The sequence below is a fragment of the Dictyobacter arantiisoli genome, assembly GCF_008326305.1.
Lineage (GTDB): Bacteria > Chloroflexota > Ktedonobacteria > Ktedonobacterales > Ktedonobacteraceae > Dictyobacter > Dictyobacter arantiisoli.
In genome coordinates, this window is sequence record NZ_BIXY01000038.1 from 1 (window position 1) to 20,819 (window position 20,819).

Annotated in this window: 17 protein-coding genes; 9 read left to right on the forward strand and 8 right to left on the reverse strand. The window is 47.4% G+C overall.

The features are described from left to right. Positions 1 to 261: 261 nt before the first annotated feature. Positions 262 to 2,265, forward strand: coding sequence for a sensor histidine kinase (locus F1593_RS13645; RefSeq protein WP_149402125.1), 2,004 nt, complete (start codon positions 262 to 264; stop codon positions 2,263 to 2,265). Between the two features lie 4 nt (positions 2,266 to 2,269). Here the strand turns inward: F1593_RS13645 and F1593_RS13650 are convergent, their stop codons facing one another. Then, on the reverse strand, positions 2,270 to 3,046 hold the full coding sequence (locus F1593_RS13650; RefSeq protein WP_149402126.1) for a transcriptional regulator: 777 nt from the start codon (positions 3,044 to 3,046) through the stop codon (positions 2,270 to 2,272). 336 nt (positions 3,047 to 3,382) lie between these two features. On the opposite strand from F1593_RS13650, the gene F1593_RS13655 reads away from it, so the two are divergent. Next, positions 3,383 to 3,904 (forward strand): hypothetical protein, encoded by a 522-nt coding sequence (locus tag F1593_RS13655; RefSeq protein WP_149402127.1) that lies wholly within the window; start codon positions 3,383 to 3,385, stop codon positions 3,902 to 3,904. Positions 3,905 to 3,931: 27 nt separating this feature from the next. Next, positions 3,932 to 4,351 (forward strand): PleD family two-component system response regulator, encoded by a 420-nt coding sequence (locus F1593_RS13660; protein ID WP_149402128.1) that lies wholly within the window; start codon positions 3,932 to 3,934, stop codon positions 4,349 to 4,351. Positions 4,352 to 4,472: 121 nt separating this feature from the next. Here F1593_RS13660 and erpA read toward each other — a convergent pair whose 3' ends face one another. Beyond that, positions 4,473 to 4,874 carry an iron-sulfur cluster insertion protein ErpA gene (erpA, locus tag F1593_RS13665; RefSeq protein ID WP_149402129.1) on the reverse strand — a complete coding sequence of 134 codons (402 nt, stop codon included), beginning with the start codon at positions 4,872 to 4,874 and terminating at the stop codon, positions 4,473 to 4,475. A gap of 246 nt (positions 4,875 to 5,120) precedes the next feature. Next, positions 5,121 to 6,761: a S8/S53 family peptidase gene (locus tag F1593_RS13670; RefSeq protein ID WP_149402130.1), complete on the reverse strand. Its 1,641-nt coding sequence runs from the start codon at positions 6,759 to 6,761 to the stop codon at positions 5,121 to 5,123. A gap of 239 nt (positions 6,762 to 7,000) precedes the next feature. On the opposite strand from F1593_RS13670, the gene F1593_RS13675 reads away from it, so the two are divergent. Then, positions 7,001 to 8,104 (forward strand): M20/M25/M40 family metallo-hydrolase, encoded by a 1,104-nt coding sequence (locus tag F1593_RS13675; protein WP_149402131.1) that lies wholly within the window; start codon positions 7,001 to 7,003, stop codon positions 8,102 to 8,104. A gap of 147 nt (positions 8,105 to 8,251) precedes the next feature. Here the strand turns inward: F1593_RS13675 and F1593_RS13680 are convergent, their stop codons facing one another. After that, positions 8,252 to 8,683, reverse strand: coding sequence for a hypothetical protein (locus F1593_RS13680; protein WP_149402132.1), 432 nt, complete (start codon positions 8,681 to 8,683; stop codon positions 8,252 to 8,254). 221 nt (positions 8,684 to 8,904) lie between these two features. On the opposite strand from F1593_RS13680, the gene F1593_RS13685 reads away from it, so the two are divergent. Together F1593_RS13685 and trxB are read left to right on the forward strand one after the other, a co-directional pair. Then, positions 8,905 to 9,402, forward strand: coding sequence for a MarR family winged helix-turn-helix transcriptional regulator (locus F1593_RS13685; protein ID WP_172632106.1), 498 nt, complete (start codon positions 8,905 to 8,907; stop codon positions 9,400 to 9,402). A gap of 219 nt (positions 9,403 to 9,621) precedes the next feature. Continuing rightward, positions 9,622 to 10,572 (forward strand): thioredoxin-disulfide reductase, encoded by a 951-nt coding sequence (trxB, locus tag F1593_RS13690; RefSeq protein WP_149402134.1) that lies wholly within the window; start codon positions 9,622 to 9,624, stop codon positions 10,570 to 10,572. Between the two features lie 133 nt (positions 10,573 to 10,705). Here the strand turns inward: trxB and F1593_RS13695 are convergent, their stop codons facing one another. Continuing rightward, entirely contained in the window at positions 10,706 to 11,629 is a 924-nt protein-coding gene (locus tag F1593_RS13695; protein WP_149402135.1) for a class I fructose-bisphosphate aldolase, read from the reverse strand. Positions 11,630 to 12,055: 426 nt separating this feature from the next. On the opposite strand from F1593_RS13695, the gene F1593_RS13700 reads away from it, so the two are divergent. Continuing rightward, positions 12,056 to 12,625 (forward strand): hypothetical protein, encoded by a 570-nt coding sequence (locus tag F1593_RS13700; protein WP_149402136.1) that lies wholly within the window; start codon positions 12,056 to 12,058, stop codon positions 12,623 to 12,625. A gap of 146 nt (positions 12,626 to 12,771) precedes the next feature. Here the strand turns inward: F1593_RS13700 and F1593_RS13705 are convergent, their stop codons facing one another. After that, positions 12,772 to 13,467, reverse strand: a complete 696-nt coding sequence (locus F1593_RS13705; RefSeq protein ID WP_149402137.1) for a DUF4397 domain-containing protein — start codon at positions 13,465 to 13,467, stop codon at positions 12,772 to 12,774. A 486-nt stretch (positions 13,468 to 13,953) separates the two neighbouring features. On the opposite strand from F1593_RS13705, the gene F1593_RS13710 reads away from it, so the two are divergent. After that, positions 13,954 to 15,216, forward strand: coding sequence for a TolB-like translocation protein (locus F1593_RS13710; protein WP_149402138.1), 1,263 nt, complete (start codon positions 13,954 to 13,956; stop codon positions 15,214 to 15,216). Between the two features lie 5 nt (positions 15,217 to 15,221). Here the strand turns inward: F1593_RS13710 and F1593_RS13715 are convergent, their stop codons facing one another. Together F1593_RS13715 and F1593_RS13720 are read right to left on the reverse strand one after the other, a co-directional pair. Further along, positions 15,222 to 16,379, reverse strand: a complete 1,158-nt coding sequence (locus F1593_RS13715; protein WP_149402139.1) for a zinc ribbon domain-containing protein — start codon at positions 16,377 to 16,379, stop codon at positions 15,222 to 15,224. A gap of 134 nt (positions 16,380 to 16,513) precedes the next feature. Then, the gene (locus F1593_RS13720; RefSeq protein ID WP_149402140.1) at positions 16,514 to 18,268 is read right to left on the reverse strand and encodes a S53 family peptidase; all 1,755 of its coding nucleotides are present in this window, start codon (positions 18,266 to 18,268) and stop codon (positions 16,514 to 16,516) included. Positions 18,269 to 18,596: 328 nt separating this feature from the next. Here F1593_RS13720 and uvrB point away from each other — a divergent pair, with 328 nt between their 5' ends. Continuing rightward, positions 18,597 to 20,588: an excinuclease ABC subunit UvrB gene (gene uvrB, locus F1593_RS13725; protein WP_149402141.1), complete on the forward strand. Its 1,992-nt coding sequence runs from the start codon at positions 18,597 to 18,599 to the stop codon at positions 20,586 to 20,588. The last annotated feature ends 231 nt before the right edge of the window (positions 20,589 to 20,819 follow it).

The following is a 20,819-nucleotide window of genomic DNA, read 5'->3' on the forward strand; positions in this document are numbered from 1 at the left end:
TCTTTCACCTGTTCAAATGCCCGATACAATGATGCAGCATCTCTCGCCAGGGATGCCTGGTTCTCTTGCTCTGATCCATCGAATATGTTAAGGTACATCCAAGCCATTTCTCGCTTTCATAGGCATGTTATGATTTTCCTATTCTAGCAAGATCTGGCTTCCTTTTTATTCTTTCGGGACTTTCGGGTACACCGAAAAGCCCTGGCACAAAAGACAGACATGGCACTTGCAACCAGAGAGATCAACATGCTAAACTGAATTGTGTCTACTGTATTTTACGCTGAACAACAGACAACTCATGCCTGGTGGCAGCGCATACGCCCCAGGCTTACCATCCTGTATCTCATAATCGCGTGTATCCTGCTTCTCATAAGTGGAGCGGGCCATCTTCGGCTGCTCGGCGAAGTCGGGAAAGTGTTTGGCGGCTTTACCTGGACAATCGATAAGGATAGTCTCAATGGGGAGATTGCTATTATATCCACCCCACCACAACTCATGACTTTTGCTATTCCTGCAGGATCGCTCAGCAATGATAGCCATATCGTAACGGTCAACCACAGGAATGGTGCGTCAGGATTGCAGCAGGTTTATCAGCACGCCCAGCCTCAAGATCCCATTGTCTATACAGCCCGTGGCAATAGGATGGCACCTCTGACGATTACGCGTCCAGCTACGATTTTTACCCTCTCTCTGTGGTGGCAAACATTTGGGCTGGCTTTCCTGGCCGGCACCAGCTGGCTGATCGTCGGTATTATCTTAGTAGCAACCGCATCCGAATGGACAGGTGCCGTCGAAGGTATGACCATGCTACCACCGGCGCTACTCCTGCTCTTATATAGCCATTGGGGTAACATTCAGACTGCGACGCCACCAGATTTTGTCGCGCAAATGATCTGGATTCCTTCCTTCGCGTTGCTGGGAGCAGCTTTTATCCACCTCAGTCTGACTTATCGCCCGGCCGCAATGAGTAATAGAAGAAATCCCAGCTGGCTGGTTGATGGTCTACCTTATGCTCCACTTCTCTTGTTGATCATCTATGATTGGTTCTGCTTGTTAACACTTGGACATGTTCCGCTACGTACCAATATCGAGTTGAGTCTGGGGTATGCTGTGCTCGGTGGAGTAATTAGCCTGGGGATTGGCATTACCTCAATCCTACAGATACTCGGCATGTGGTCATTGAAGAAAGACAACCAGGAAGCAACTTCCAGGCAGACAATCTCGCCACGTATTCGACATTATCTGGGAGATCTCCTGACCCTATGGATTGGTGGGATCGGGCTGGGATTCTGCTTCGGCGTCTTACCCATCCTCCTGGTAGGACAGCCACTGCTGCCACTCTCGATCTTTTACGTGCTGGCTACCGTCTATCCACTCCTCCTGCTCTACGCCATTCGTTCGTTGCGTTTAATCGCGCGCTTACATATATCGTTGGAACAACGCGAGGTAGCACTACAGGAACAACAGAAGACTGCGGGAGAGCTCCGCCAGACCAATGAGGAATTGAAACAGGCCACCTCACTCTTATTGCACGCTGATACTCATCTTCGATCTCTCCTCTCGCAACGCATCCATGATCAACCTAAACAGGAGGCATTGCGCATCCGCTCACTGCTAGGATACTGGCAACATAAACTCCGCCTGGAGATGGAACGTGCACCAGATGGCAGGGTTGCAGCTCCACAAATCATTGAAGCCCTGGGAAAAGTTCGCAAGATTAGTGAAGAACTAGAGCGCGACTTGCGTGGATTGCAATTGCTGGTCGAAGACGCCTATCAACGTCGCAGCCTCGGCCTGAAATTACACTTAGAAAAGCTCATTCGGGAAGATTTGCCGCAACTCCATGCGGAATCGTTACTGGAAATCACACCGGATCTCTGGGCCATTGATGCCCTCAATCCTGACTTAGAGCAAACAGCCGAGGGAGGAAAAATCGCCGAGGCCATCTCATACACGGTCACGCAGGCCTTGCTCAATGTTTATAATCATGCCGGCGCCAGTTTTGCAACAGTACGAACCTATTATAATAATAGTATTCTCACTGTTGAAATCAGTGATGATGGACGTGGTTTTGATACGCAACAGATTCCACCCGAAAAAACGAGCCTCTTTAAAGCCGAACTCAAAGTACGTGAAACAGGCGGAAGGTTATCAATTACCTCTATTCCTCGTCCACAGGCCAAACATGGCACATGCGTGACCTTAGAAATGCCTCTGCCTCCAGATACACAGGTACACTCAGAACAAGAAGAACAGCACACCTGATTAACTAGCGGATAGTAGGCTCACTACGTAAACCAACATAGGCTTCATAGGCATGAGCTAACAGGACGCGCCGTCCAGGATCGCTCGGGGCACCTTCAATTGAGAAGAAGGTGTAAAGCTCACTTACGAGATTTTCTACAGGGCCAATATTTGGCCCCCCTTTAGCATTCAGGAAACCCATACGTACAGAAATATCATCGTTACTCAAGCCCTGCGCAATCAATGCGGCACACTCTTCCTGACGGGGAGTCAAACGTTGTCCACGTAGCTTTTTCAGCAGATAATCGAGGACTTCAGGATCGATAAAAGATTCATTGCGAGATACAACCGATGAGGCAATATGGTCTAAATAGGTTGGCTCCATATTGTTGAAGAGCGCATAGCCATGCAAGCCAGATTTCTTGCCTGAACGACGGCTCGCGTTGCGTGGTGTACCCCGTCGCGTATATTCCTGCCGAAAAACCTCTGCGGCAAGCGTCCAACTGGGGTCCTGCGTATAGATCACAACATGCAAACCTGATGCAATCTCTAGCAGCGTACGGCCTAATTCAATCCCATTACTCGTTCCAAGGCGCAAATCTGACAAGATCAACCAACCGGCAAGATTAGGATTATCTGTTTGCTGCTGGCACAGTTCTTCAATCAGTACCACTGCTCCTTGAGCATCTCCTGATTGTCCGACCAGCTGGAGCTGTTCTGTTTCCTCAACAAATTCACAGACACCGCGCCGCTTAACCGGTGTATCATCAATCACAATCACAGGAATCCGTATCTTGTTCATGTTTATAGTATATGCCTCGAACGCTAGTGTTGTCTAGAATGACGCCATTCAAAAACAAACAGTAGATCGAGCCAATTATGATGGCATTTCATCCCATACAGGTTGGTACAGCTTTGGTCCACAAAAAAAGAGAAGCATATTCAGTGCCAGAGAAGAAATTAAGCATAAATACTTTGAATATTTCCATAGATAGTAGTGGATCGACCTCTAGAAAGTGTAAAGCAGCCATCATCTCGTATGAAAAAACTTGTACGGATGCGCCAGACGTTGTACTCTATGAAAAGACCTGACCGTATACCATTTTAACGCTGGCTAGAGTAAAAAAGGAGTTCTATTGTGCCTGAGAAATATAGATCTGATCGACCATCACAGTCTGGCAAACAGCCCATTCTAGGACAGGGCCATTCCTTAAGCGATACTGAAGGCGAAATGATCAAGCAAATGATCCGCGAAGAACAACATCCTTCCCGTAAACTCTTCATTCCTCAGGAGGATCTGGCGGCCGAGGCCACAACGACTATGTCGCCTGCAACAGCTCATGTGATTGGAATGAGTCGCATCCGGCCCATCCTGGACATGTTCAATCGAGACTTTCTCTATGGACAGGGACGCTTCGATGCCTATAAAGATGGCTTAATCTTTAAATGGGGTGATGGCTATTCTCGCCGCCATATCTGGGCCACGGTTGAAAATGACAATTTGATCCTGGAGACCAGTCACGCCAAAAAATGTGATAAACCATACTGTAATGGTACCCATCACGTACTCACTCCGGATCTTTATACCAATATCGAGCTGATTAATCAAGAGTTGGGAGAACGCTTTCGTCGTCCCGTCTATGAAACACCCGAAGATTAACGCGGCACCAGAAATAGGAAACGTATTGTGACCACAAAGATTCTTACCCTTGAGAAAGATCTGTTTTTCTCAGTAAAGATTCGCGATACCTTACGGCATCATGATATGGATGTTGCGGTTGTCCGCAACCTCTCCGCCTTTGAAACGCGCCTTGCTACACCGGATATCCCTCGTCCCGACCTGGCAATCATTAATATCTCCATTCAAGGAGTGGATTGGGAAGCAGCGATTCGCGCAGCTCGGGCTCAGCATATTCCAATACTGGCCTTTGGCTCACATATGGATCTCGATGCACGTGCGAAGGCATTACAGGCTGGCGCACGCAAAGTAATTGCAAATTCAAAGTTTGCCAGCGACATGCCTGGTCTGGTCCAACGCATGCTCACGTCTCTCGCCAATGCGCAGGACGAAGAGGATGCCGACACAGAAAATGCCAGTAAAGAATAAAGTTCCTTTGATCGACATAATAAGAGTATAAAAAAAGAGCCTCCTTGAGCTAGCATAGTCAGGAGGCTCTTCTCTATTCAGACCAGACATCAATAAATTGATACCTGATCAATGCGGTTGCTTAGTGGCCACAACCACAGCTGCGGGCTTCGCCACCACCATCGGCAGTTTTGAAAGAGTGTCCACAACCACAGCTGGAGACAGCGTTAGGATTGTTCACGGTGAAGCCAGCACCCATCAGGCTATCGACATAATCGACTTCGCTTCCAGTGATATAACCCAGGCTCATGTCATCGACAAAGAGTTTGAAATCATTCAAAGAGATGACAGTATCACCATCTTGTTCCTCATCGAGAGTCATTCCATACTGAAGACCCGAGCAACCGCCACCGGCGACGAAAACACGCAGACCCAAAGCTGGATCATTTTCCTGCTTGAGCAGCTCTTGGACTTTTTCCGCTGCAGCGGATGTCATTGTGATTATGCTTGTTTCAGTCGCCAACTGCTGGTTCTGCTCAATCATATAATTCACCTCTCCGAAAGGAGCGCCAGTAGCAACCCCTTACTTTCCAGATAAAACGATTCTTGTGTTTACAATTACTTTTGAGTGTATTGTAACTTATACAAAATGAAGCGTCAAGAACTGATGCCCCACATACAACAACACTCCAGAGGCGTTATTTATTTCCAATTCACCCCTAAAATGCTTGCTCAAGTGGCCTAAAAAGCAAGCACACAGACAAGAAGCAATGCACGTATAAACTCCCCCTTACAATCCAAAGTGTTGTCGAACAGAGATGATATTGGCAAGCAAACTGGGTACAGCAGGAGGGATACCAGACAGGAGATCACTATGTTGTTCCTGACCTGACGAGAGACGTGCAATAATATTGGCCGCCGACCATCCCTGTGCCATCAAATGTGCACCCAGAGCGCTCATCATTGGTGTAGCAAACGAGGTGCCACTCCAATCAGCCCAACCAGTGTTATTGAGTGCTCCAGATGGAAAAGTGGGTGAAATAAACACTCCACGAACGGCATCAGGCAAGCCATTTTTATCCTCGACCCCTGGTCCATCTCCACCAAAAGTAGCCACACCTGAAGTAGAAGGGGCAAGATTAGCTGCATTGGCAAAGTTCGATGGTAAGAGATTGCTATTTACCGATGTAACCGCCAGAGTTGAACTATAACGGGCCGGTGCACGAGGTGGGCGAGGAGGTAACTCTTGCTGCAAAGCCAGCGTAGAGTCATTGCCAGCCGCTGCCACCACCAGGGCCCCATGGGCTGCCAGACTCTCAAAGAGGAGACGCAATCCCTCTTCTATTTGTCCCAGGGCACGCTGCACACCGATGAGTTGAGAGGTCGGCCATTGACGCTCTTGAAACCAGAGATAAGGTAAACGCCGGATATCAGGCATAATGTTTAAACTCAGATTAATCACCAGACGGCGGATCGTACCGGACACCAGTTCATGTTCCAGATCAGTCAGGATAGCGTAGAAACTATAAAGATCGTTGCCGCCAAAATCATTGAGCGCACGCACCAGACGAATCTGCGCACGGGGAGCCAGATCTCGAATAATACCAGAAACGAACAGGCCATGATCTGGCATAAGATAGTAGCGCGCTTGCTGAGAAATATCATGGCCGGTACGAACATCGTTAGTGAGCGCATAGCGATCATATTCCACGACAAAAGAGCCATCTTCCTGACGCATATCATTGACCAATTGTTGAAGCAACCAGTTACGCCGTAACTCTGGCCTTGTGGCGGCGCTACGGATACGATCAGGATGATGGGCGGTATCCAACACAACCACCAGCACATCCTCGGCATCCTGCGCATCAAGCGTCAATCCGGGTGGTGGTGAAAATTTGAGATGCCAGCCAGGCATGGCTTGCGGAGGAGACTGCACTTCTACCGAAGGCGCAGGACGAGGTGGAGATGCTGGTCCGCCAGCGCCATAGAAGAAGGGGGCCGCAGTCACTATCCAATTTGGCATTGCAGAGAGAATGTGGAGCCCTTGCTGAGCAAAATATTCAAGGTGAGCATGAATATAGGAAAGAGCGGCTGGTAAAGGATCTTTTTGTTGTTCATCGCGATGACGAGTGTGAAAAAACACAGCCAGTAAAGGTTGCTTTTGATGCAGACCAAAGACAAACGCACGGCGGCGGACAGGTGGCATAGTGGGACTCTCACTCCAACGTCCAGCAGTGCCATATGCATCTAGTGCAAAATGATAACGAGCCAGAAAGGTATTCAACTGGATACGAATCTGCTCAACCACCGTATCCAGGACATTGTCAAGTGGAATACGCGTCAAACGTACCACGACAATCATTTCGCCTGGAATCCAATGAAACCACCCGGCAGGTGTTCCCATAAATTCTGTTGAGCTACGAGACTGCACGAAAATCCCCCCTCCACACGATGTGGTATACAATAATTATTTCATAAGAATAAGCAGCGAAATAGTAAAGAAAGGTGGCATTGCCCTATCCTAAGGGAGTAATACAAGCTGAAGCGAAGAATAGTTCCATTATAGCGTACTGAACGTAGACAAACAACTGCAGCGGCCTATCGTCTCATTGTCACCAGAAGGATTGGTTTTTACGTTTATATACTATAATGAAATAGAGGAGAGACCCAATGTTTATATATGCAGAGCAGCTTTACCAGACCATGGTAGAACTGGTAAAAATCCCAAGCACATCAGGACAAGAAGCCTACGTGCGTGCCTATCTTGAGAAACGCCTGATCGCGCTGGGGCTCAAAACACAGACGGATGCACAGGGCAACTTGATCGCGACCCGTGAGGGCGAAGGTACACCACTTTTACTCAATGCCCATATGGATCGTGTCGCACCTGGACTAGGCCATACGCCAGTACTGAAAGAGGGTATCCTCTATAGCGATGGACAGACCAACCTCGGCGCTGATGACGCCGCCGGCATTACCATTATTCTGGAAGTATTACGACGCGCCATTGAGCAACAACTTCCATTACCTCCACTGGTTCTCCTTTTTACGGTACAGGAAGAAACTGGTCTCTGTGGAGCACACAATTTTCGCGGCGAGGAGTGGCAGGTGACCGATGGCATTGTATTTGATAATGCTTTTGAGCCAGGTGTGGTTGTATCGAAAGGGGCAGCCTACGAAGCCTTTACGGTTACGATCCACGGCAAATCCGGACATCCAGGCAAAGATCTCACAAACACGGTGAGCGCCATAGAAATCTTCCATCAGACACAATTCCCCAATGGTTCCCTCAATCTTGACCAGACACGTATCAATATCGGCACTATCAATGGTGGCCACGCCCGCAATGCGGTGCCAGATACGCTCACACTCGAAGGCGAGATCAGGAGTTACGAGTCCACAGAAGCTATTCAGCAGTATAAAGCGGAACTCCAGGAAGCCTTTGAAGAAACAGCCCAACGATTGGGCGGTCGTGCTGAAATCAGCTTTGAGACCCACAATCAGGGCTATAGCATCAATCTCGATGAACCCCTGCTACAAACCTATCAGGTTGCACTCTCACAGCGAGGTGCGGTCCTGCAGATGCTGCCAACATTTATTGGCAGCGATACCGGCGGCTTCCGTCCAGATATACGTGTATTTACCATTTCCACCGGCGTATGTAACGAACATACGAAAGATGAATATATCGCCCTTGCCCCCCTTGAGCAGATTGTAATGGATACGCTCTATCTTCTCCATCTATGGCGTACCCAGACCATTGAGGAAAAATAACTGCCGTATACAGAAGAAACTGGCCATACAAGGAAGAAGAGGAAAGGATCGGACCGGGAAAATAACATTTCCTGATCTGATCTTTTCCTCTTCTTCCTCTACATAAGAGACACACAGCAACTATCAAAGACAGTCACCAGGATATTTTTATTTTTCCTTTTGAGGCCCTGACTTGCTTTTAGGGGAAATAACTCGATTAAAATAGGCATTGATAGAGATAATAGTAATACATATAAAAACTGAAGCATAGCCTAAAACAATGCCTCCACCTCCATTCCCTAGTCCCAGGGATAACGCAAACACCAGAATGAGAAAGAGCGGCACTAGAATACAAATTGAGACAATCGCCAGGGCCACCCGATACCCGATCGTGGGATCTTTGCCACCTGCTAATTCATCTCGCAATTCTTCTTTTAATTTGCGTGCCAGCAATGTAGCAAACGATTCATCTTCATCGGGCTGTAACTTTTGACCAGATGTATGGGCTGTATAAGGATCATTCAGAACATTGGGAATGTCTTCATCTCTATAGCCTTGCTGCCAGGGCTCTCCAGGTTCACCAGCAGATCTTTGGTGCATCAAAAGTATCCTTTCCCGAGACTATCAAACAGTACTTTACGCTCTCTAAAGAGAGACGTACCAGGGATGGAAAGTATGCAAGCATTTCATCAATAGCGAAGAAATGAACGAAAAGCAGACGATCAACCTCCCTCTTATAGACGAAAAGATAGTCTACTACTCCAATCGAGCGTATCGTTGCTGCCAAAATGATGTGCTATACTTGTGTGCAGGGGGACGAAATGTCAGAAACACACGAGCGCACAATCATTACAGCACTGGATACCTATGCACAGATTGCCAATATGCTACAACGCACTACATTGCCACACTGGCTTACTCTCAACGTCAGCATGGCTCAGCTAAAAGTGCTGTTCGTACTGCTACAAAAAGGCTCAACCACTATCGGGAAGATTGCTAACGCGTTAGATATTGGTTTGCCGACAGCCAGCCATCTCGTTGAACGGTTGGTACGCGCGGGCCTGGTACAACGCCGTGAAGATCCTACCGACCGTCGTCAAATGCTCACATCACTTACAGCAACCGGTCAGGAGTACATCGATTTTATGCAATCCAGCCATCAAGCTCAACTTGCTCATTGGCTCAATTTGATGAGTGAGGATGATCTCCAGGCCTTCACACGTAGCTTGCAAGCACTGATACGCACCGCACATGCATCATCCTGTGCCAGCGAACAACTGACTGATTATCACCTCACGGAACAAATACCACAGCCTTAAGTGTTTCCTATTTTGGTGTGCATACAAACACAAGCCTCAGTACATTGGCAAGGTTTATCTTATGCTAAAAAGTGTCCGGTAGGAATAAGCTATTGTTATAATAAGTAGAACATTCCTACACAGATCAATCATTCTACTGTCTGGAAACAGTGGCATAAATTACTGACGTTGTTTGTTATGATAGGCACAAGATAATCATAAAGATGAGGAAATAATCCAATGGCAAAAATATATGGTGTCACAATCATTGGCTCTGGTCCGGCTGGCTATACAGCGGCTATTTACGCAGCACGTTCTAATTTATCAGTGTTAGTGCTGCAGGGCTATCAGTCTGGTGGGCAGCTGATGCTCACCAGCGAAGTGGAAAACTTCCCAGGCTTTGAAACAGGCATCTTAGGCCCTGAGATGATGGAAAAATTTGAGAGCCAGGCCAGACGCTTTGGCGCTGAACTTGTCCCAGAGGATGCAATTGCCATCGATTTTAGCAAACGTCCATTTACCATCACTACTGACACGGGCACATACCAATCCCGTTCCGTGATCATCGCTACAGGTGCCAGCGCAAAATGGCTGGGACTGCCAAGCGAGAAGCGTCTGCAAGGTCGTGGAGTTACGGCTTGCGCAACCTGTGATGGTTTCTTCTTCAAGAACAAAGAGGTAATCGTCATCGGTGGTGGGGATACCGCGATGGAAGAGGCAACCTTCCTGACACGCTATGCCAGCCATGTCACGCTTGTCCATCGCCGAGATAGCTTCCGCGCCAGCAAGATTATGCAGAATCGCGTTACTGATAATCCAAAGATCAGTGTCTTGCTAAATAAGGAAGTAGTTGAAGTGCTGGGTGAGGATGCAGTAACAGGTGTACGCCTGCGCGATACCAAAACTGGTGAGGAAAGCGTGAAAGAGACGCAGGGTTTCTTCCTGGCGATTGGTCATCAACCCAACACCGAACTGTTCAAAGGGGTACTGGATATGGATGAGGCAGGCTATATCAAGCCATCTGAACTGACCATGACCAATATTCCTGGTGTCTTTGCCGCCGGTGACGTTACCGATCATCGCTATCGTCAAGCCATCACAGCCGCCGGAGATGGTTGCCGCGCCGCCCTGGATCTGGAACACTGGTTAGCCGAACAGGGCGATGATGTTGGCATTGAAGACTGGAACTAATACCGTCTAAAATAACCTCTCATCCGATTTGCCTGGACCTTAAAAACAGTAATGACAAAAAAATCCCTCTCCATCGATAAAGAATGGAGAGGGGGATCTCAAAAATACCTCCCACAGAGGTATTTTGGCATGCTTACTTGATAGAGCCTTCATAAATGCCCATGATAGTGCCCAGGAATTTGACGGCATCCTCATGGCTACGCTGGAATGAGTTACGGCCCATGATTGAACCAAAACCACCACCATCGCGAATACCACGAACTTCATTAAACACCTGATCATCACTAGCAGCAGCACCGCCAGAGAAGATTACAATACGGCGTCCATTAAAGGAACTCTGAATGACATGCTGGACGCGCTCTGCCAGGGTTGCAGTTGGGATCTCATACTTCTGATAGACCTTCTGAGCTTCAGCCAACTCGATTTTTGCACTTGGTAGTTTTACTTTGATGATGTCCGCACCCAATTGTGCCGCGATCTGTGCCGCATAAGTAACGACATCCAAAGCAGTCTCACCATCTTTGCTCAAGGAACTGCCACGAGGATAGGACCAGACAACGGTAGCCAGACCAGCTGACTTGGCCTCCAGCGTCAATTCACGTAACTGCTCATACATGTGTGTGCGCTCAGACGATCCTGGATAAATAGTGAAACCAATGGCCGAACAACCCAGACGCAAAGCATCCTCAACGCCAGATGTGACAGCCGAAATTGGGTCACGCTCATCGTTCAGAACATCATGATTGTTCACCTTTAAGATCAAGGGAACCTCGCCAGCAAACTCAGCCGCACCAGCTTCCAGAGCGCCCAAAGGAGCTGCATACGCATTACAGCCAGCATCTATCGCCAGTTGGAAGTGGTAACGGGGATCATAACCAGCAGGATTGGGGGCAAAGCTACGCGCCGGGCCATGCTCAAAACCCTGGTCAACTGGCAGGATAACCATTTTACCAGTTCCACCCAAACGCCCATGATTTAACATACGGGCCAGATTGGTGCGAACACCAGGATTCTCACTGGCATACCAGCTTAAAATTTCTCGAATACGGTCATTCATTTCTTCGTTCCTTAACGTACTTTCCTTCAAGGAATCCACCACAACTGAGTAGTGGCAATGTCTACTATATTGTATCACGATGTGTCTGGCTACAGCTCAGATTAGGAGCGCTTAACATCGTTTATCTATACGGAAAAACAAACCAGCATGTATACTAATTGTATACATTTGGCTGCTCTACAAAATCTCATATCCTTAGTGTAGCACACACGACAATCCAGTCACAAGCATAAATTTACCACTGCTTTACCTCTTCAATTCAATCATAGAAGAGACTCACTTCTTTACAAAAAGAGCATCTCAGACACACGACTGTTGTTACCTGTCCTGAGTTGATACGTTTCTATATCCAGACACAAAAAATATCGCAATTAACCTTGTTAGCTACAATAAGGATAAAGAATCATACTGAAGGAGATAGATAGTATGGGCGGCAGCAGCTTCGATCTTATCGCACAAGAAATACAAAAGCAACAACACATCATGGAGGAACTGAAAGCGGAGAATCGCCAGCTGCATCAGCAACTTTCTGCGCTACGTGCGGGTCAGGGCATTTTTTTAGAAATTAATGGTACACGTATCGCTCTCGCGACGCCTTTCGTATCATCTTCCTCATCATCAACACATTTCACTGCCACACTTCCAGAGACACCACAAACCACATGGACTTATGCTGACAAAGTGCACAATGAAGAAGCACAAGCCATACCATCATCCTTTGATGGTGACAGTGCGAAAGAAGAAGAAAACGTTCAGCCACAAGAGCAAGCAGAGGTGCCAATGTCTGAGCAAGCACAACTACTTTCTGAAGCTCCCACCAAAGAGATCGCCGTAGAAACAACCTTCCTTGAAGAAATCATGCTCGATGAATTTGCAGCCGCGCTTACCGCTCCGAATCAAGCACTGCAAACGGCTGATCCCAGAAAAAATCATACGAAGGAAGAACAGAAAGCCACATTACGCCGTGAATTAATGGGCAGTTTCTTGCTCGAATAAATACATCAGGAAAAAGCATAGAGCAAGAGAGGGACTCCGGCTACTCGCTAGAGTAGCTGGAGTCCCTCTCTTCATTCATTCACACCCGCATGTTCCTTACCTCTCATCTTTGTGTCACCAACATGCAATCAGTGGCAGTGGAGAGATTACGAACCTTTCACCGCTGTAGTTACAAATTGTAAGGCGGGTGTTCCCTTGTACAATCCAATCGCGAATACGCTATAGACCATACCCGAGGCCAGGGTTGCAGTCACTGGCACGGTTGTCTTCGTCTGTAGAGCCGTCACATTAAAGGTATAGCTATTGGCGGTCAAGGATAAGTAACTGCTGGCACTCTTGTAGCTCAGGCTGGGGATAACCGTCTTCCCACCAGTAGCAACACTCACAGGACCTACATTTGGGGAGAGGTGATAAACTCGTATCCTGGCGGCAGCCCCATTAAGACTATTGTTATCAATAAAGGTTTGCATGCCAAATCCCGTGGCCTGTGAGCCAACGGCTGCTGCTGTATAGATCGTATTCGCCGCTACAGAGGCGGTTTGTGTGATGATAGCAGCGCCAATACCTTTTCCGGCAGGAGCAATCTTCACAGTATGTGTACCTGCAGGCACTGATACATACTTCGTTACCGATCCATAGGAAAAATCGCTGATGGCTTTTGTGTTGTCAATAAAGATATCAACATTGCCCGCTCCTGCTGCGGCATGCACCAGACGCACGGTAGCGTTAGCCATAGGCTTCGCAAAGGTCACACTAGAAGTAACCACAAGTAGCGCAATAATACCTGCTAAGACCATTAAACAACGACTCAAGTAAGGAACATGGTAGCTTGCTTTCGTCATCACTATCCCTCCTCCAATTGTGGTAAACAATACAGATCTACGGACACAATGAATACAACGGTATGGCGTGCCTTTGCTACATGACAGTTACAATAACTGACGTAACACTTTACAGAATAAGGACGTATGATCTCCGCAAAGAGAGACAAATGTGTAACTTCCAAAAATTCTGTATTGTATGATAACTTTCAACCTGGCGTTCATTGACACGTTTTTCATTTATCAGCTTATTTATAACCGCAGATACTTCATCCAGGTTAACAATTTCAAGCAGGATGCACAACTACAGGACTGAGTGGAGAAAGATTTATGCACAAGAGAGACGGTGTTCCTACCCTTTTTACAAGCCCCTCACGTCGTGTCTGTAGAGAAAAGTGTGCCTATCCTCTAAAGAGCGTATGGAAGCGAGCAGTGCATATGTTTATCCCTTATAGATAGATAGCTATTTCCCATCAGCCACGAGAAAAAAAAGGGAGTGAAGATACGATGAGTGAACATGGCAAGGAAGACCATGAGCAATCACAACAAGCGTCAGAGATCACCAGAGATAAGGAGCTGGAGCAGCGACTTTCACAATTCTTCAACGCTGAAACAAAGCACATCCATATGACACCCCAACTACGTGCCAGTATGCTACTACCTCTACGACAAAAACCGGCCCATCGATATCAGTCCACACAAAAATATCTTGTATATACTCTTCTAGCAGTTGCAGTTATGCTTCTGGTTGTATTTGCCAGCCTCAGCACATTCGCACCCCATCTGTTCCAGCCACAATCCCTGGCATTACGCTACAAGATTACCAGGGATATCGTTGTAGCAGAGGGACTGGCAAAAGGAGGGCAACTGCTTTCCCTGGATCCAACAGAGCAACGCATTGTCTATCAACCGGCTAATCAGGCAGGAACTCTGTATATGGCCGATATCGCCAATCCTCTTCAGAGCAATACTCTGGTCATGCGCGATGCCCACGATATGGCCTGGGCTCCCGATGGATCAGCCCTGGTCGCAACAATTACAGCGACACAGGCTCACCATCCATTCCTTGCTCTGGCTCCAAAGGGGCAATACATGCACTTTCTTGGCCTGGACGCACTGTCTGCTAATTGGTCCACAAGTAAGCCACACCGGATTATGTATATCCTGCAAGGCAAAAGCCAAACACAACTCTGGACAACCACTACAAGTGGAGCACCTCCAGACCTGCAAATTAAGATGAAAGAAAAACTTTTAGTACAGCATATGCTCTGGTCACCCAATGGAAAAAATCTGGCTTTGATTGTCTCCAGCAAAGGTCAGGTAACGAAGGAAACACTTAACCAACCTGGCAGAGAAATATATGTCATGAATATTCATACCCATAAACTTACCCTTCTGGTACCGCAGGGAAATTTTACATTGGGAGCCGTAGCCTGGTCTCCGAATGGACAAAATTTAGCCTATGAGCAAATCAACCCAACAGGGGCGAGCCAAATCCAAACGCTCTCTCTCGTCAGACCAAGCTCTATCGCCAGTATCATACCCAGACAACATCTAATCGGCTGGAGTTGGTCCCCGGATAGCCATGCACTGATTTATAGTGACGGAGGCCGGCTTGTAGCCCATGTTTTTTCGGGTGCCACACCGCTTTTTCCTCAAACGCAAGCACAATTACATACACCCTTCTGGCTCAAGAATGGACAAATTCTTTGTATGAAGATCAGTAATGGTACTGGTAGTTTAATATACCTGACACCACAGACCATATAGCGCGCTTAAAAAGAAAAATTGACGCTTTGCTTATCAAAGCCATCATTACTCTGTGAAGCCAGGATCAGTGTAAAGCTCGAGGTATGCTGTGGCACCAGGAAAACGGCTGATCCTATCTGATTCTGCACGTTAGCGGCCACAGAAATAGGAGCAGTTGCCTGCTGAGGAGTAAACGTCATATTGGCAGCCTGCAAACGTAGATAATCAAATGGAGAGCCCACAACCACGGACTGCGAGAGAGGATTCGCTATTGTAAAGTTCACGCCGACATAGCTCATGCCTCGTGGGGCCAGTTTACCATCCAGACTCCTTTCCAAAACAGCCTCTTTCACCTGGTAATTTAAGCTACGATACGTCGAGAGCTGATTTACGGTTATGGTCTTAGGGGCATACTTCTGCATATCAGCATGAGCCGTAAGAGGTATGTCCAGACGAGCCTCAGCTTGAGTGCCCAAACGTAATGCCAATTGATCGATCTTCATGGTAGCTGGTACAGCAAAATCCAAAGTACTTGCCTTCGTTTCACCTGCCGCCAGAACTGGATTGCCAGCTACATAGACCGTATTGACCTCGGTCCCATTTGTAAGCACAACGTGCGCGATATCATTATAGACCAGGGTGACCGTGCTCTTGGTGCGATTCACAGCCTGTAGATGCAGGCGTAACATGCCATTAGAAGCTGAATGGGGATCGTCAACGAAGTTAGCGGATTGCTGGGCGTCCTGAATTTGAACATCAGCACCATCATAAGAGACTGTTGTATGCAATGAGGAGATAGCAATGGTCGCCTGCGTAGCTCTTCCAATGCCCAGAAGTGGTAACACAACAAAGCCCAATGCCCCCAACAATAATAAGATAGCCAATCCCAACAGAATGATGCCGACCGGGCCAAAACGTCGCCGCTGAAGTGTTTGTGGCTTTATTGGTCCTGGTATACTTTGTGTGGACATCGTCGGCCGCTGCATACGTTTCTGAGCCGTGAAATGGGCTGGTGGCTCCTGGTCGGAGAATGCGGATGCATTGATGGGCGATCTGGCTGGCGAAAACTCCTGTTGTGCAGGAATAGGAAGGATGATCGAAGTGCCACAACGTGCACAAAAACGCTGCTGTGGCACAAGTGGACTCCCACATTGTGGGCAATGGTGGGGAATTTGTTGGGCCATAACTCTACTGCTCCTTGCCTGTTCTCATTGTTTGCTTTGCTGTTCATATTGTACAACATCATGGAACAGGCGAATACGGCGCAACAATAATGAGACGTCTGATGCTGATATATCGATCAGGCGTCTCATACAGACTATGATTGCAACAACGTGGCGTAGAATGTGGATAGGTTCGGTGTACCCAAACCGGTCGTATAATCCCAACCATTGGTTGCCTGATAGTAGAGATTATTTCCCTGAGTCACATCATAATAGGACCGATTGTTATTCTGCGCCACCTTATAGAAAACGTCCGGTGTCGCACTAAATGCTTTATGATGGGATAGTAATCCCTGGTGCACGAGAGCCAGGCCAGCAGCCCAGATGGGAGCCGCTGCGCTGGTGCCACCAACGGCCCCCCATTGTCCCTGATAATACACAGCCAGACCATAGGCAACAGCTGAGACATCGGGAATTTGTCGTCTTCCATTGGAGGATTGATTTTTGATGCCCGGCTGGTTTTGCCAGCTCGGTTCAGAGAAGATCTGACTCAGGCCGCCGCCGGTTCCCCAGCTATTTTTACAACTCCGTCGATTTGAATCGTCCGACCAGGCAACTTCCTGGGCACGATTCTGTCCCGCATCAATCTGGAGAATCGATCCTCCCACCGATACAGCCCAGGGATCGCTGGCGGGAAAACTGACGGAGAGATTCCCATAGTGTTGACTGGTAAACGCACCACAGTCTCCACTTGCCACAAACACCGCCATATGCTCAATCTGTGTCAGCTGTTGAATGCTTTGATCAATCGCATGCATATCCTGCTGCGACATTTCACCTTCGGAGATACCCAGACTGATACTAACGGTCCCTCCCGCATTCGCATGCTGAAAGTTATCATCCAGAATACGCTGTAGCTCATCATTGACATTGACCCAGATATCATTTGTGCTATTATCGCTAGCATTGGTTTGATAGACATTAATCGTCGCGGAACGTGCCAGACCGGCTACCATCTGAATATCCAGGGTTGACTCACCCAACGCATCAGTGGGATGACCATCGACATCAACTGGATTAATTTTTCCCTTAAATTGGATACAATCCAGATAGTTCTGGACGTCACTCTTATAAGATCCGTCGATCTCAACCAGATTGATGGACATATTTTCTCCATGGAAACCGTTCTGCCAGAGCTGATCAAAGCCATAAGCATGAGCAATATCCTTTGGCAATAAGGTCTGTTGATCTGGTGAACAATCAGCATGGGTACGCTGAGCCAGCGCAACCTGCTCTGGAGTAAAGGTACTGGCATGGATAGGTTGAGAACTATAATTATCTAAGCCTGTTATCGCTGCAATATGATCGAATAAGAATGCCGGTACCATGGGAGGATTTTTAGCGTCCGGCGCATAGAAGGTATGACCTTGATAGCGATGCACGACAAATTTCGTCTTTAATACTTTCGCAATAAGACCCGTCCTGGCATTGATCGCCAGTTGGGTACGCAATTTGCTCAGTCGCAGTGAAATGCCGTCCAGCTTAAAAAAGTCTTTAAACTTTTGATACGTCCCATCATCAATACCCAGCTTCTTAGCCACACCTTCTAGATGAGACGGCTGCCCTGGCTGAACCTGTTGACCTTGCATCTGCCTCATTGTATTCGAGTCTAATTTTAAGGTGACCCGTACACGGAGTACAGTATTGTCAGGTAGCTGTTTCACGACAGGCGATTTTAAAGCATCAGTTGGAATGGATAAATCCAACGGTGTCAATTTAAGAACACTTGCCACAGGATTATTGTTATTTGTACAGCCTGTCAATGGTAATAATAATAAACACATGCCCAAAATGCTTCCCAGCACGCGACTACCACAAAAAGAGCGCTTCCCACTCCAGAGCCTGCGCATAATCTATCCTCTCCGCGAAAACTATTTCTCGATGTATAGCTATAAAACACAATAAGCAAAATTTATCATGCTTTTTGTATCACGCATCACCCCGATAAAACAGCTCAAGAAGGCTAAATCTATCTATGCAGCTGCCAGTTCTCTTCTCAACAGCCATCGACTATCCTTTTTAATAAGCAATAAATGCAATAATGACAGAAGCGTTGTATTGATTTCTACAGTATAAATGGGCAGAGAAACGAACACAGTCACGCCTCAAAGTGGTATAATGGAGGAGTCATTGGAAAAAACATTCTATGCCAGCAGAGGGGATAGAGGAAAGCAACGCATGCCAGCATTTAAAGTCGAATCACCTTTTGAGCCAACCGGCGACCAACCAGATGCGATCGCAGAACTGAGTGAAAATATTCGTGATGGCAACAAATATCAAACGTTACTTGGAGTAACTGGTAGTGGTAAAACATATACAGTCGCCAAAGTTGTTGAACAAATACAACGTCCCACACTGGTGCTTGCCCCCAATAAGACACTTGCAGCCCAACTCTATAGTGAATATAAGGAATTTTTCCCCAATAACGCTGTAGAATACTTCGTCTCGTATTATGACTATTATCAGCCAGAGGCTTATATTGCGCGTACAGATACCTATGTAGAGAAGGAAAGCATGCTCAATGAAGAGATTGAGAAGTTGCGACTTTCTGCAACGCGAAGTCTGTTTGAGCGGCGCGATGTTCTCATTGTAGCCTCGGTATCCTGTATCTATGGTCTGGGTAGTCCGGAAGAATATGGTGAGGTTGTTCTGACACTAAAAGTGGGTCAGGAACGCCGTATCGACAAAATTTTACGACATTTGACAGAAATCCAATATGAACGCAACGATGTCAACTTTGTGCGTGGTCGCTTCCGTGTTCATGGCGATGTATTGGAGATCTTTCCTGCTTATGAGGATGTAGCGGTACGCATCGAGTTTTTCGGCGACGAGATTGAACGCATGACGGATATCGATCCCCTCACCGGTGAAGTGCTCAACCGACGGGAAAAACTTGATATCTATCCCGCCAAACACTGGGTTACGACGAAAGAGCGCCTCTTTAAGTCTATCGAGTTAATCGAGCAGGAATTAGAACAGCGCCTGCAAGAACTTGAAGCTGAAGGAAAATTGTTAGAGGCAGCACGTCTGAAGCAACGGACAAACTTTGATCTGGAGATGCTCCGTGAAACAGGAGCTTGTGCAGGCGTCGAAAACTATTCACGCCATCTGGCAGGACGCGACTCTGGTGAGCGTCCCTGGACCCTCCTCGATTATCTACCAGATGATTATCTGCTGGTTGTCGATGAGTCGCACGTGGCATTGCCACAGGTGCGGGGTATGTTTGCGGGGGACCGCTCACGCAAACAGATGCTGGTTGACTATGGTTTCCGTCTGCCATCCGCACTGGATAATCGGCCATTGACCTTTACAGAGTTTGAGACTGAGGTAAAACAAGCCCTCTTCGTCTCCGCTACTCCCGGTCCCTATGAACAAGAGCATAGCCAGGTCATTGTTGAGCAGGTCATCCGTCCAACTGGACTACTCGATCCAGAAATCAGCGTTCGACCAACACAGGGGCAGATTGATGATCTCATCTATGAGATTCGCCAATGCATCGATAAGCAGCATCGCGTGCTAGTAACGACGTTGACCAAGAAGATGGCTGAAGATCTAGCAGACTATATGCAAGAACTCAATATTAAGGTTCACTATCTGCATTCTGAAATTGATACCATTGAACGCATTGAGATACTACGCGATCTTCGTCGGGGTGTCTATGATGTAGTAGTGGGCATCAACCTGCTCCGAGAAGGACTGGACTTACCAGAGGTGTCTCTGGTGGCGATTCTTGATGCGGATAAAGAAGGTTTCTTGCGTTCGGGGAACTCACTCATCCAGATTATCGGCCGTGCCGCACGTCATGTGGAAGGCAAGGTCATTATGTATGCGGATCGCACGACAGCTTCAATGCAGCATGCCATTGATGAAACCTATCGCAGGCGCAAAATCCAGCAAGCCTATAATGAGGAACACGAGATTACACCACGAGGCATCAAAAAAGAGATCAAGACCCTTTCTGAGCGTCTCAAAGCCATGAGTAAAAATGGAGACGAGGGAGTCGAAGAGAATGTGGCAGCGGCTCTCACCGGTATTCCTAAAGATGAGGCATTACGCTTAATAAAAGATCTTGAGTCGCAAATGCGACTTGCCGCGAAACAACTGGAATTCGAAAAAGCAGGCCAACTTCGTGATCAAATCATTGAAGTGCGGCGTTCAATGATTGAATAACATATCCACTATTCATAAAAGGCTCGGGATGCTCTTATGCAGGCATCCTGAGCCTTTCTCTTTATCATCTTTCACCAACGACATTCTATGACAGCACAGGCATATGGATTGTACATTAGCCGACCTATCCTATCTCGTAGTAACACTTCAGACGAACGTATCTGGAAACGATAGTATGTACACTATGAATCGTATTCTGTTTCTAGCCGTACAAGTTTCACACTCTACTTA

What these genes read in the sequence shown, in the direction of transcription:
- F1593_RS13650 (WP_149402126.1), bottom strand. Translation starts at nt 3,046, where the DNA reads ATGAACAAGATACGGATTCCTGTGATTGTGATTGATGATACACCGGTT.
- erpA (WP_149402129.1), bottom strand. Translation starts at nt 4,874, where the DNA reads ATGATTGAGCAGAACCAGCAGTTGGCGACTGAAACAAGCATAATCACA.
- F1593_RS13675 (WP_149402131.1), top strand. Translation starts at nt 7,001, where the DNA reads ATGTTTATATATGCAGAGCAGCTTTACCAGACCATGGTAGAACTGGTA.
- F1593_RS13680 (WP_149402132.1), bottom strand. Translation starts at nt 8,683, where the DNA reads ATGCACCAAAGATCTGCTGGTGAACCTGGAGAGCCCTGGCAGCAAGGC.
- F1593_RS13685 (WP_172632106.1), top strand. Translation starts at nt 8,905, where the DNA reads ATGTCAGAAACACACGAGCGCACAATCATTACAGCACTGGATACCTAT.
- trxB (WP_149402134.1), top strand. Translation starts at nt 9,622, where the DNA reads ATGGCAAAAATATATGGTGTCACAATCATTGGCTCTGGTCCGGCTGGC.
- F1593_RS13695 (WP_149402135.1), bottom strand. Translation starts at nt 11,629, where the DNA reads ATGAATGACCGTATTCGAGAAATTTTAAGCTGGTATGCCAGTGAGAAT.
- F1593_RS13700 (WP_149402136.1), top strand. Translation starts at nt 12,056, where the DNA reads ATGGGCGGCAGCAGCTTCGATCTTATCGCACAAGAAATACAAAAGCAA.
- F1593_RS13705 (WP_149402137.1), bottom strand. Translation starts at nt 13,467, where the DNA reads ATGACGAAAGCAAGCTACCATGTTCCTTACTTGAGTCGTTGTTTAATG.
- F1593_RS13710 (WP_149402138.1), top strand. Translation starts at nt 13,954, where the DNA reads ATGAGTGAACATGGCAAGGAAGACCATGAGCAATCACAACAAGCGTCA.
- F1593_RS13715 (WP_149402139.1), bottom strand. Translation starts at nt 16,379, where the DNA reads ATGGCCCAACAAATTCCCCACCATTGCCCACAATGTGGGAGTCCACTT.
- F1593_RS13720 (WP_149402140.1), bottom strand. Translation starts at nt 18,268, where the DNA reads ATGCGCAGGCTCTGGAGTGGGAAGCGCTCTTTTTGTGGTAGTCGCGTG.
- uvrB (WP_149402141.1), top strand. Translation starts at nt 18,597, where the DNA reads ATGCCAGCATTTAAAGTCGAATCACCTTTTGAGCCAACCGGCGACCAA.